This window comes from Porphyromonas cangingivalis (assembly GCF_900638305.1).
GTDB lineage: Bacteria > Bacteroidota > Bacteroidia > Bacteroidales > Porphyromonadaceae > Porphyromonas_A > Porphyromonas_A cangingivalis.
In genome coordinates this window covers 439,532-452,704 of the sequence record NZ_LR134506.1, presented here as the reverse complement: position 1 = coordinate 452,704, position 13,173 = coordinate 439,532, and the positions used below count along the sequence as shown (strand labels likewise).

The window sequence follows — 13,173 nt, the reverse complement described above, 5'->3', positions numbered from 1 at the left end:
GTCTCATGCAGGAAGACCATGTTTGACAAGAGCCTTATAGACTTCATCTTAGCGCATCTGAGGGATGATCTACTACAACTTATCCTTCATCAGAATAAGTATCCCGATGTAGACATCAAACAAGCTGTAAAGTGTATCGAAGGACGCCGAAAACTAGAGAAGAAGCTCCCCTCATGGGCGACTTTTCATGACGTGGTGATCCCTGATCCCGTTATGGTAGAACAAGCCTCAAGCTACGAAACTGCACTCTACAAGACGAGATTTGTCCCCTCTTCAGACAGTATTGTAGTTGACTTGAGTGGAGGTTTGGGGGTAGACTCGTCCCTCTTTGCACGTGCGACAAAGAATAAAGTCCATTATTTGGAAAAAGCACCCGAACGTGTTGCGCTGGCCTCACACAATTTTTCAGCCATGAGGCTTCATAACATCATACCTCACCAAGGGACAGCTGAGATAGAGGGAATAGAATTGATTAAAGCCCTATCTCCAGACTTAATCTTCGTAGATCCTGATCGCAGGGCACACAGCCAAAAGAGATCCTACTTCATCGAGGACAGTACGCCGAACATAGTTGAACTCTTACCTCAAATACAGTCCGTCAGCCCAAAGTCTGAAATACTCATCAAGCTATCTCCAATGATCGACCTGACCCATCTCAGACAAGTTTTGGAGAGCCCCTGTGACATTCATGTCCTTTCACTCAACAGAGAGTGCAAAGAGCTCCTTGTACACATTACCTCCCATCAAGGCAAAGAGAGGATCGAGGCGATCGAACTTTTCAAAGACTCGTCGCTCATCCTACAAGGGGAAGCTTCAAGAAGCACTCCACCTTTATGTAGCCCGATCATCTCATCCTACTTGTACGACCTTCACCCATCAGTCGCGAAGATAGGTATCGAACACTTCCCCACCCTTTCGGTCAAGGTGCATCAACCTCATAGACACACCCATCTCTATTTCAGTGAAGAACTCTTAGAAGATTTTCCCGGGCGTAAATTCAAGGTGCTCCACTCGTTCCGATGGCAAAAAAGTCTTCTAAAAGAGCTAAAAGGACGCCAGTTCAATGTTATTGTCAAGAACCTCCCCATGACTCCTGAAGCCCTCACCAAAGAACTAAAAATCAAAGATGGTGGGGATCTATATCTCATCTGCTTCTCTTGTGGCGACAAAAGCCAAAGACAGGTAATAGTTGCAGAACGAGTTGGTTGATTTCTAACGCGCTTTTAACTCAATAAAGTCTTCACACAAAATTGAAACCATCACCATCAAGCTGTTTTCATTTGCACAGGAAAGATGTACCGTCGTACGAAGAAACCGATACTGTCCTAAAAAAGTGTGTAAGCCCCATTAGTCCTTAACTTTGAGGTAAGAAAAAATAAACCTAAGAACAATGGAGCTTACAACAACACAAAAGTCGGCATTTATTTCTGAAATGCTATCATCAGAGGCAGGTATTAACGAACTTATCCGTGTACTATTGGACACCTTCTCGAAGCAAGAACGTGCTCTTTTTGTCGAAGAGCATGAGGGTGAACAATGCAATGGTTTCCGTCCTCGTCGATGGCGAGGCTACGGCTGTAGCTTTGAATTACGGATTCCTCGAACACGTTCGGGCAATTTCCAACCCCTGATTTTGGGAATCCTTTCCGGCCAAGAGAGCGAACGAGCCTTGTTGTTTCACGAGCTTTATACCCGAGGGCTTTCGTGCGAAGACATTGGTGCTGTGTGCGAACGGATCTACGGCTATCACTATAGCAAGCAGCAAGTCAGTTTTCTCACCAACACGAGTAAAGAGGAGATCTACAAGTGGTTGGAACGCCAACTGTCGCCCCACTATTTGGCGGTGTACATCGATGCTACCTTTGCCTACACACGGCGGGATGATCGTGTGGCTCAGGAAGCCTATTACACGATGTCGGGGTTGCTTCCTGACGGTAGTCGGGAGGTGCTTTGTGTGGTGAATCATCCCACGGAGGGAGCGTTGAATTGGGAGGCAGAGTTGAAAGCCCTCAAAGCACGTGGAGTCGAACGTATAGACCTGATCATCTCAGATGCTTTACAGGGGATTGAACGAGCCATCGCCTCGGCTTTCCCTCACTCCTCCCATCAGCTGTGTGTCGTTCATTTCAAGCGTCACGCACTTAATGCCGTATCGAAGAGGGACAAGGATCGGATGAGACAAGAGTTGGAAGACTTGTTTCCTATTTCGGGTACAAGTCTTACACCCATCAAGGCATTTGAGAAATTGTGTACATTTGCAGAACGTTGGGGGAAAAGCTACCGGAGCCTGCTCTCCTTGTCGGCACCTCGCAATATAGGCTACTTCACTTACCTGATGTTCCCGGAGGGTGTTCGTCGTATGATTTACTCGACGAATTGGGTGGAGCGTCTCAATCGGAGCTATAAGCGTACGCTGCGTATGCGTGGGGCTCTACCCTCGGCTGATGCCGTCGTCTTTCTCTTGGGCTCTGTAGCCCGAGAAATGACCGAAAGGACTTACGCAAGGAGGTTACCCTATTTCCAAGAGTGGAGCACCAAATAAATGAGTAATGAGTAATAACACGAAAAACTCAAAGTTTTTTTTCCCCTGGGGCATGCCCCAGGAGAAAAAGGGAGAACTAACCTTACACACTTTTTCGGACACTACCAAGAAACCTCCTCTGGCATTGAATAGGAATAGATCCGGGAAACAAAAGGTTCGACCTGAGTAACATTGGCAGATTTAGCCATATTACTCAGGTCGAACCTCGTCTTATTACCGATTGAGGTATTTTACCCCTTCATTCCACAACAATTGTGCTCATTACAAGTAGCAGGAAGACCTCTGAAACGCTTATCAACGACATCTTCAAGCCTGTGCTTCAACGGTTCGAGTTGGATGGTATCCAACACATCTGACATGAATGCGATCGTGAGCATCAACTTAGCCTCCATGTATGGAACCCCCCTCTGACACATATAGAAGAGAGCCGAAGTATCAAGCTGACCTGTCGTCATTCCGTGCGAACACTTCACATCATCGGCATAGATCTCCAACTGAGGCTTGGAGTACATCTTTGCAGTTTCTGAAAGAAGCAGGTTACGATTATTCTGATAAGCCTCTGTCTTCTGTGCATCTCTTGCGACATAAATACGTCCGCAGAAGCTACCGACAGCACGGTCATTGAGACTGTACTTGAAGAGTTCGTTACTGTGACAGTTGGGGACAGAGTGGCGGATCAATGAGTAGTTGTCAGCCTTCTGCTCGCCATCGAGGATGCAAAGCCCACTAAGATCGAACGAAGCTCTATCACCCCTCAAGTCAGAATAGAAGTTGTTACGAGTCTGTCCATTATGGATGGTGAGACTACTTACGACAACACTGCTATTACCCTCCTGATGTACATGAAGATTATGAAGTCGTATGGTGTTTTCGCCGGACTCTTCTACATCATAGCATTCAACATGCGCACCTTCTTCGGCATAAATTTCGATAACACTATTCCGAAGAGACTTCTTGTCTGTTGCGGCATGATCACAGAAAAGCAAAGTCGCTTGGCTGTTCTCTTCAGCAATAACAAGGAACCTCGGGAAGGTCATTGTCTCAGGCGCAATTCCGGACAAGTTAATGATGTGAAGAGGGCTCTCTGCTCGAACATTCTTAGGAAGATACACGACTAAAGCATCTTGGGCGAAGAGTGTATTGAGTGCAGATAACGGATCGTTTACCACCGACTCCATCTTGTTGTAGTGCTTTGCAGCCACTCCGGGGTGCTTCTTCTCGAAGTCAAAAATACTACCGATATAAATACCCTTGGTATCGTCTTCAGGCATCTTATATATGCGGTCGTCCAAGACGAAGCTCTGCACACTCGACATGTACGAGAGTCTGCAAGGATAATCCCTCAAAGGATCGACTCCAAAGGACTTACGAGCGAAGTTGAACTGCCACACCTCCTTGAGGACGGCATCAATGTCAAACCTCTTGTAGCCTTCACTCCATGTGCGTGGCAACTCATTCTGAACAAGGTAGTCGTGTGCCTGCTGACGAGCTTGATTAAGCAACTCGGGGGCATTGGCACATAGCGTTTCCTTGTCAAGAGCAAAGCGATCCAGAAATGATTGAGTTATAGTTTTCTCCATGCTTTGTTCCTTTCTAATTTAAAGATTGGCATCTTCCTTGAGCCAATCATAGCCTCTATCTTCGAGCTCCAACGCCAACTCAGGGCCTCCCGAACTAATGATACGCCCATTCATAAGAACGTGTACAAAGTCCGGCTTGATAAAGTCCAAAAGCCTTTGGTAGTGAGTGATAACGATTGTTGCATTTTCGGGAGTCTTAAGACTGTTGACACCGTGAGCAACGACCTTGAGTGCATCAATATCGAGACCGGAGTCGGTCTCATCAAGGATGGCGAGCTTGGGCTCAAGCATCGCCATTTGGAAAATCTCGTTTCTCTTCTTTTCACCACCGGAAAATCCAACATTGACGGGTCTGTTGGCAAGGTCACTCTTAAGCTGAACAAGCTCTTTCTTCTCTCTCATCACCTTGAGGAACTCAGACGGAGAGAGCGGAGACTTGCCATGGGCCTTGCGTTGCTCATTCAGAGCAGTACGCATGAAGTTGACCATGCTGACACCGGGTATCTCCACGGGATACTGAAAGCTGAGAAAGAGGCCCTTGTGAGCTCTTTCTTCAGGGTCTAGTTCGAGGATGTCCTCCCCTTCAAAAACCACTTCTCCCTCAGTCACCTCATAAGCAGGATGACCGACAAGGACAGAAGACAATGTACTTTTACCCGAACCATTGGGTCCCATGATAGCATGGACTTCACCCGGACGAACAGTGAGATTGATACCTTTGAGGATCTCTTTTCCATCTATCGAAGCATGTAAGTTCTTGACTTGTAACATATCTTTGGGGTATAATTATTTTCTATTTAATATTTTGATGTTTGGATGTGTATACTTTTAGATCTCTCGGCATTAACCGACAGAGCCTTCGAGAGAAATGGTTAGAAGTTTTTGAGCTTCCACAGCAAACTCCATAGGGAGATTGTTCATGACCTCTTTCGCATATCCGTTGATGATAAGCCCTACGGCTTCTTCAGGGCCTATACCACGCTGATTGCAATAGAATATCTGATCCTCGCTGATTTTTGAAGTTGTAGCTTCGTGCTCCAAGATAGCGGTATCATTCTCCACCTCGACATAAGGATAAGTATGTGCACCACACTTGTCACCCATCAACAAACTGTCGCACTGAGAGTGGTTACGTGCATTCTCTGCATTCTTTCCAATCTTGACAAGACCCCGATAGGTGTTGTCGCTCTTACCTGCGGATATCCCCTTCGACACGATTCTGCTCTTGGTATTTTTACCGAGGTGAATCATCTTTGTACCGGTATCGGCCTGCTGATAGTTGTTGGTCACAGCCACCGAGTAAAACTCGCCGATAGAATAGTCACCGGCCAAGATACAGCTCGGATATTTCCAAGTGATTGCAGATCCTGTTTCGACCTGAGTCCAAGAAATCTTCGAATGATGGCCACGGCAGATACCACGCTTCGTAACGAAGTTATAGATACCACCCTTCCCTTCCTTATCGCCGGGGAACCAGTTTTGGACTGTCGAATATTTGACTTCTGCATTGTTCTCTGCGATGATCTCGACAATTGCAGCATGAAGCTGATTTTCGTCCCTCATAGGTGCGGTACACCCCTCAAGGTATGACACATACGAGTCATCATCCGCGACGATGAGTGTACGCTCAAACTGTCCCGTATTGATCGCATTGATACGGAAATAAGTTGACAACTCCATCGGGCAACGTACCCCCTTCGGGATATACACGAAAGAACCATCGCTGAAAACAGCTGAGTTGAGGGCAGCGAAAAAGTTATCCCTATACCCAACGACCTTCCCCATGTACTTGCGTACGAGATCCGGGTACTCCTTGACGGCCTCGCTGAATGAGCAGAAGATGATCCCCTTCTCTGCCAATGTCTCTCTGAAAGTTGTCTTGACCGAGACACTATCCATGACCGCATCCACAGCCATACCGGCAAGCATCTTGCGTTCATGAAGGGGGATACCAAGCTTGTCGAACGTTTCAAGAAGTTCAGGATCAATCTCTCCGTCCTTTTTCTTCTTAGGCGCAGCAAAATAGATAACATCTTGGAAATCTATTGCGGGAATCTTTAGATGTGCCCAGTCCGGCATCTCCATATCCTTCCACGCTTCGAAAGCTTTTAACCTAAACTCGAGCATCCATTCCGGCTCGTCTTTCTTCTTAGAGATGAGGCGAATGATATCCTCATTAAGCCCTTTCGGGATATACTCTGTATCTACATTTGTGGTGAACCCATACTTATATTCCGAGTCCGTTACATCTGCAATTATCTTATCTGATTCTGATAGTATTTCTGTCTCTGACATAAATTAAAACTTTATGTATTCACATTGCCTCTTATAAACATTTATCTATTCCATATTGTTCGGAAAAGCTCCAAAAGCCTTGGATAAATGGTACTCTTTTCATAATCATATCCCCATCCCAATCCTTGATTGATGGCATCCCATGCCGCAGCCAAGGCCGAAAGTATGAGTACTGCACTACAAAAAGCCAATACTCCACCCAAAAGTCGATTGAAGATCCCAATAGGAGTCGCATTGAAGAGGCCGGTAAAGAGCTTTGAGACGATGGTACCAAGCAATAACGTACCTACAAAAACAATCAATCCCCCTACTCCCGAAATCAGCAATGGTTCGGTATTGGTCTGCATTATCAGCCGCCCCAAAGTAGGACCGTATTGTAAAGACAAGTAAACAGCCAATACTATCACTACAATAGAAATAACCTGCTTGACAAATCCGTCAAGCAGGCCTTTCAGTGTTGCGACGATCAAAAGAGCGGATAGCACAATGTCCAACCAATGCATGATCGTTTGATTATTTTATGGAATTAAAGCTTCTTCTTTACCTCAAACTCTTCGTATGCCTCAATGATGTCTCCTACCGCAATGTCATTGAAGTTGTCGATATTGAGACCACACTCAAATCCGTTCCCGACCTCTTTCACATCATCCTTAAATCTCTTCAAAGAGCCAAGAGCTCCGGAGAAGACGACGATACCGTCACGGATGACACGCACCTTATCGGTACGAGAGATCTTACCATCCTTAACCACACAACCGGCGATGGTGCCCACCTTTGTGATACGGAAGGTTTCACGCACTTCAAGGTTGGCGGTGACACGCTCCTTGATTTCGGGCGAAAGCATACCTTCCATAGCTTGCTTGACATCGTCAAGAGCTGTATATATGATGGAATAAGTACGTATTTCGACACCTTCATTTTCAGCCAATCTACGTGCTGAGGCAGCCGGTCTCACTTGGAATCCAATGATGACCGCATCCGAAGCCGAAGCCAAGATGACATCTGAGTCAGAGATCTGTCCGACCGCCTTATGGATGACGTTGACACGAATTTCATCTGTCGAAAGTTTCACGATAGAGTCAGAAAGAGCTTCCACCGAGCCATCCACGTCACCCTTGACGATGACATTAAGCTCTTGTACCTTTCCCTCTGCAATACGCTGTCCAAGACTTTCGAGCGTAGGGATGCGTTGTGTACGCTCACGTTGCTCACGCTTCAACTGTGTGCGCTTGCTCGCTATTTCACGTACCTCTTGCTCTGTCTCAAGGACATTGAATGCTTCACCTGCCTGTACCGCACCGTTGAGACCCAAGACCTTTACAGGATCTGAAGGTCCGACACTTTCGACATTTGCGCCTCTTTCGTTGAAGAGAGCCTTGACCCTACCATAATGTATACCGGCAAGGATATGGTCTCCCACACGGAGTGTACCCTCATGGATAAGGACCTTGGTTGTGTAGCCACGTCCCACTTCCATTGTCGACTCAAGGACAGTACCTGCGGCTCTCTTATTGGGGTTGGCCTTCAGTTCGAGGATATCAGCTTCGAGGAGGACCTTTTCCAACAATTCATAGATACCGGTACCCTTCTTGGCAGATATTTCTTGAGACTGATACTTACCACCCCAGTCCTCCACAAGATAGTTGAGGTTTGCCAATTCTTCCTTGATCTTTTCCGGATTGGCATGAGGCTTATCCACCTTGTTGATGGCAAAAATAATGGGGACGCCTGCCAGCGAAGCATGGTTGATCGCTTCCTTGGTCTGAGGCATCACACCGTCATCGGCAGCCACAACGATGATAACAATGTCTGTCACCTTCGCACCACGAGCACGCATGGCCGTGAAGGCCTCATGCCCGGGGGTATCGAGGAAGGTCAACTTGCGACCATTCTTCAATTTCACACTATAAGCCCCGACATGCTGAGTGATACCACCGGCCTCACCGGAGATGACATCGGTGTTACGTATACTGTCAAGAAGAGATGTCTTACCATGGTCTACGTGTCCCATGACTGTGACGATAGGGGCTCTTGGCAATAGATCCTCTTCATTATCCTCTTCCTCTTGGATCGCATCCAACACTTGTGCCTCGACATAGACCGGCTCATAACCATACTCATCGAGAATAAGATCTATCGTTTCCTTTTCGAGGCGTTGATTGATCGAAACCATCATACCAAGGTTGAAGCAAAGCATGATGATATCGTTGACAGGGATGTCGATCATCTGAGCCAAGTCATTCGCAGTCACATACTCTGTGAGTCGAAGAGTACGGTCTTCTGACTGCATCTTTTCGAGCTCATCCTGCTCTCTACGATGTGCTTCTCTCTTATCTTTACGATACTTGGCAGCCTGAGCAGTCCCCTTGTTCTTCTTGCTTTGCATCTGAGCAAGGGTCTCTTTGATCTGCTTTTGGATGTCCTCTTGAGTCACCTCAGGTTTTGGAGGAGGAGCAGCTTGTTTTCTTTTTGCCTTACGTCCGACCTCTTGCTTTGGAGGACGAGCAGCATTTTTATCCTTTGGATGTTTATCTTTCTTCTCATCACCGGTGACCTGCACTTTGGACACGTCTACCTTCTGAGCTCCTCCTATGCGGTTACGCTTCTTGCGCCCCTTCTCATTGCTCTTAGAGCCACGACCGGTGTTGCCCAATGTTGATAAATCAACGACACCGACAACCTTCACCCCGACTGTAGGAGTTTCGCTCTTGAGACGGAAGATGTTTGAATCTTCCTCCTTAGCTTCGGGAGCATCTTTCGAGGTCTTTTCCTCCTTTGTCACCTCATCTTTTTGTCTATCGGCAGAAGTAGAAACTTTAGGAGTCTCTTCTTTCTTCTCTACGACCTTAGGCTTTTCCTCTGCGATGGGAGCAGGAGGAGGAGTGACAGTAGCTTTTTTCTCTTCCACGACCGTTACCTTAGGTTCTTGTACCTTAGGTTGCTCTTTAGGTTGCTCTTTAGGTTGCTGCGGCACCTCCTTTGCAGGCTCGGGCTTAGCTTCCTTCTTCTCTACGGACGCCTCTTCCTTTGCCGGAGCAGGCTTAGGTGTAGGCTTTTTCGCATCAAGGTCGATGTACCCCTTGATCTTCAAGCCCCCCTTGGAATCCTCCGAAGCCGGCTCAGTCTTTGGAGCCACATCAGCCTGTGTGTTCTGCTTTGGAGCTTCTGTCACCACTTTAGATCCTACCTCCTTGGGGGCAGTGTACTTAGCGATGAGTGCATCTCGCTCCTCTTTGCTCTTATCTTTACAAAACTCATGCACGAGCATTTTGAGCTCTTCTGCAGAAATTTTTGAGTTTGGATTCTCGTCTATTTCGCTTCCTTTTTTCCTAAGGAACTCCACCACACTTGGAAGCCCCACATTGAGGTCTCTGATGACTTTATTTATTCTTATACTGGGCATATATTCCTAATATACTTTTTTCTTTTTGGTTGGATCACAAGAGTAATACATTCAAGGGGCATGCAGGTATGATCTCGACAAGTAGCAAAGCAGACATTCTATACAACCGTACTAAATATCAAGCTGATATCATACCCTCCCAAGCATTACCTTTCTTCGAGAGTTTCATCTTCATCATTGTCCATCGGTTCGACGGGCACTTCTTCTTGAAGCTCTTCCTCATCTTCAAACTCTGCACGTAGGACTTCGAGTACATGATCGATAGTACTTTCCTCAAGGTCTGTCGCACGGATAAGCTCTTCTCTCGACTTTCTCAACACCGCCTTAGCCGTATCGCAGCCGATGCTCTTGAATGTATTGATGACCCATACATCGATTTCGTCATCGAACTCATCAAGATATATATCTTCCTCATCCACAGTGTCAGCCTCATCTCTGAAGACCTCAATCTCATATCCGGTCAAGAGCGAAGCCAACTTGATGTTATTTCCACCCTTACCGATCGCAAGAGAGATCTGATCCTGACGAAGAAGCACTTCGGCATGCTTGGTCTCCTCGATAATCTTTATGCTCGACACCTTTGCGGGACTGAGTGCACGTTGGATAAAGAGTTGAAGGTTTGAGGTATAGTGAACCACATCAATATTCTCATTGTGTAGCTCCCTCACGACACCGTGGATTCTTGAGCCTCTCATACCCACACAAGCACCGATCGGATCTATACGCTCATCATAAGACTCGACAGCGATCTTAGCCCTCTCACCAGGGATACGAGCCACCTTCTTGATGCTGATGAGACCATCGTTGATCTCAGGCACTTCAAGCTCGAAAAGTCTCATCAAAAACTCGTTCGACACTCTCGAAAGAATGATCTTGGGGTTATTGTTGTTGTATTCCACCCTATCGATGATCGCGCGGATGCTGTCCCCCTTACGGAACCTATCCCTTGGGATCATGAGGTTACGAGGAAGGATGAGCTCATTGCCATCATAGTCAAGAAGCAAGACCTCTTTCTTCCACACCTGATATACCTCTGCCACTATGAGCTCGCCCACTTTCTGGCTGTAGTAAGCATAAAGGCTGTCCTTCTGAAGTTCAAGGATCTTGGACGAAAGGGTCTGACGAAGATTGAGGATCGCACGGCGACCGAAGTCTTCGAAATAAACTCTATCCACATACTCCTCCCCGAGGTCAAAGTCCTCTTCATTCTCATTCACCTCCGATAGAGAGATCTGCTGCATAGGGTTTTCGACCTCGCCGTCTTCAACGACGATACGACGACGCCAGATCTCCAAGTCTCCTTTGTCAGGGTTGATGATCACGTCGAAGTTACTATCCGTACCGAACATCTTGGCAATGACGTTACGGAACGACTCCTCCAGGACTTTTACGAGTGTTTCCTTATCGATATTCTTGAGACTTTTGAATTCCGAAAAAGACTCAATCATACTTACCGATTCTCTTTTCTTGCTCATGTGTGTATACCGTGTATATCTTATTGTTATTTCTTATTGTTCTATTTTTTCAAAAGCGAATGTTGTAGACCGCCTTCTTGATATCCTTATACGCGATAGTGAGATCTTGCTCGACAGGTTTCTTACGTCGCCCCCCTTCGGGGATCACCATCCTGATGACAGTAAGAACAATGGACTCGTCTCCGACCTCTTTCAGCACACCAAGTTCTTTCACGCCTGTTGTCAAGAGCACTTCAAGCTCCTTGTCGACATATTTACGATACTGTCTTGTTGAGCGCAGAGGTGTTGTGATTCCTGCTGAAGAGACCTCCAACTCATAGTCCTCCACCTCACGGTCGATCTTTGACTCGATAAAACGATTGAGTGCAATGCAAGTATCAATATCCACACCGTGATCATCATGGTCGATCTCGACGATGACCTTATTACCCGATGCCACTTCTACATGAACGATAAAAAATCCTTCGTGGGTCGAAACAAATTCTTCGACGACCTCACGCACCTTGCTTACTTCAATCATAGAGTTTAGAGTTCGCTTTTTACAAATACAAAAAAGAGAAGACAGTACCTGTCTCCTCTGAAACCATACTATTTCACCGCAAAGATACAAACTATTTACTTCTTTTACAAGACTTTTGCACTTTGTTTTACAAAACAAATAACGGCTCTTTTATGAATTACAGGCCATTTCGCCCCATCTTGGAGAATGAAGTCCGCCCCCGAAGCAAAGAAACCGATATTTACGATCAGCCTCGAGCTCAGATTGAAGCACCTATACCCTCATATCAAAGAATGCAAGCACACTCTTCCAATCGGGAAAATCCACAGTTCCAAAATGAATATGCTGACCGTCAAAGCTATCCACTCCATTTTTTGTACGATCATCGATGATTACCGCTCCCTTGTTAAGGTTTTTATGATGAGAAAGAATAAGCTTCTTATAAAGGACACTTCCCTCATCTTTACCGAAGTAGTGCTGTATCCATTTCAGCTTATCACACCAAGCAGAGGGATTGAGCCAAGGTGCAGTGGATAGAACATAGACATCGTACCGTTCGGAAAGCTTGTGCACCGCCTCGACGGCTCCATCCATCGGCTCCATCAAAGCGAAGATCCCCGGCACCTCATCCAATCGTCCCTCATAAGCTTGAAGTGTACCCTGATCCAATCGGTCAATGCCCGATTGAAAGTTGACAAGCACATTATCCATATCGATGTAGAGTACAGGTTTTGCAGTCATGATTTTATCCTTGACTAATTAAGGTGGTTAGAGGACAGTAGGAGAATTATACTAAAGTTGAAGAAAAAAGTTTACCCCGATATACGCAAAATAATATGTGGCACCGAGCCAAATCAGCGCCTTCAAGATCAGGTAAAGTCTCTCCCTCATGACCTCCTTATGCCATGAGAACTTGCGAACCATCGAATACACCTCCAACAAAAACATGAGAGCCAGTCCAAGGAATGCGACACCTTTCAACGACACCACAACACCGGACTCTCCGGCTCCCTTGAGTTCGAGAATAAGGAGAGAAAAACCTATAAAAGCTATGATAAACCTAATGGCATAGTTGAGATATTTTATGTCCTTCATTGCAGTAAAATATTATTCCAGATTTAATTTGAAGCACACAAAGACGACTTCAAAATGCCTACAAATATACACATTTATTAACAGCCCACAACTCAAATAATAATTAACACACCCTCCTTCCCCTAATACTGAATCTAAAACCACCATTACACGGATAAAAAAACAAGACGTTGAAGACAACAAATCGAGTCGTAAGATTTGATAACGAAAGTCGTTAAACTCGTTGCATCGAATCCTACGACTTTTTTCGGCACATTGAAAATCCTCTCTACCATCATGATACT

At 46.0% G+C, this 13,173-nt stretch carries 11 protein-coding genes; 2 read left to right on the top strand and 9 right to left on the bottom strand.

What is annotated here, in order from left to right; genetic code table 11:
• The first annotated feature begins 18 nt into the window (after window positions 1-18).
• Window positions 19-1,209: a THUMP-like domain-containing protein gene (locus tag EL262_RS01845; RefSeq protein WP_025837874.1), complete on the top strand. Its 1,191-nt coding sequence runs from the start codon at window positions 19-21 to the stop codon at window positions 1,207-1,209.
• A 181-nt stretch (window positions 1,210-1,390) separates the two neighbouring features.
• Window positions 1,391-2,542, top strand: a complete 1,152-nt coding sequence (locus tag EL262_RS01840; protein WP_126464332.1) for an IS256 family transposase — start codon at window positions 1,391-1,393, stop codon at window positions 2,540-2,542.
• A 230-nt stretch (window positions 2,543-2,772) separates the two neighbouring features.
• Here EL262_RS01840 and sufD read toward each other — a convergent pair whose 3' ends face one another.
• The 9 genes from sufD to EL262_RS01795 all read right to left on the bottom strand — a co-directional run bounded on the left by sufD (window position 2,773) and on the right by EL262_RS01795 (window position 12,889).
• Window positions 2,773-4,122: a Fe-S cluster assembly protein SufD gene (gene sufD, locus EL262_RS01835; protein ID WP_036853721.1), complete on the bottom strand. Its 1,350-nt coding sequence runs from the start codon at window positions 4,120-4,122 to the stop codon at window positions 2,773-2,775.
• 18 nt (window positions 4,123-4,140) lie between these two features.
• Window positions 4,141-4,893, bottom strand: coding sequence for a Fe-S cluster assembly ATPase SufC (sufC, locus tag EL262_RS01830; protein WP_025838533.1), 753 nt, complete (start codon window positions 4,891-4,893; stop codon window positions 4,141-4,143).
• 72 nt (window positions 4,894-4,965) lie between these two features.
• Window positions 4,966-6,417 carry a Fe-S cluster assembly protein SufB gene (gene sufB / locus EL262_RS01825; protein ID WP_036845863.1) on the bottom strand — a complete coding sequence of 484 codons (1,452 nt, stop codon included), beginning with the start codon at window positions 6,415-6,417 and terminating at the stop codon, window positions 4,966-4,968.
• A 41-nt stretch (window positions 6,418-6,458) separates the two neighbouring features.
• Window positions 6,459-6,920, bottom strand: coding sequence for a CvpA family protein (locus EL262_RS01820; RefSeq protein WP_025838531.1), 462 nt, complete (start codon window positions 6,918-6,920; stop codon window positions 6,459-6,461).
• Window positions 6,921-6,943: 23 nt separating this feature from the next.
• A complete protein-coding gene (gene infB / locus EL262_RS01815; protein ID WP_025838529.1) occupies window positions 6,944-9,820 on the bottom strand; it encodes a translation initiation factor IF-2 in 2,877 nt (958 codons plus the stop codon).
• 146 nt (window positions 9,821-9,966) lie between these two features.
• Entirely contained in the window at window positions 9,967-11,295 is a 1,329-nt protein-coding gene (gene nusA / locus EL262_RS01810) for a transcription termination factor NusA (RefSeq protein WP_078735818.1), read from the bottom strand.
• A 49-nt stretch (window positions 11,296-11,344) separates the two neighbouring features.
• A complete protein-coding gene (rimP, locus tag EL262_RS01805; protein ID WP_025838527.1) occupies window positions 11,345-11,815 on the bottom strand; it encodes a ribosome assembly cofactor RimP in 471 nt (156 codons plus the stop codon).
• 252 nt (window positions 11,816-12,067) lie between these two features.
• Window positions 12,068-12,535 (bottom strand): 5' nucleotidase, NT5C type, encoded by a 468-nt coding sequence (locus EL262_RS01800; RefSeq protein ID WP_025838525.1) that lies wholly within the window; start codon window positions 12,533-12,535, stop codon window positions 12,068-12,070.
• Window positions 12,536-12,586: 51 nt separating this feature from the next.
• Window positions 12,587-12,889, bottom strand: a complete 303-nt coding sequence (locus EL262_RS01795; RefSeq protein WP_025838523.1) for a hypothetical protein — start codon at window positions 12,887-12,889, stop codon at window positions 12,587-12,589.
• Between the last annotated feature and the right edge of the window lie 284 nt (window positions 12,890-13,173).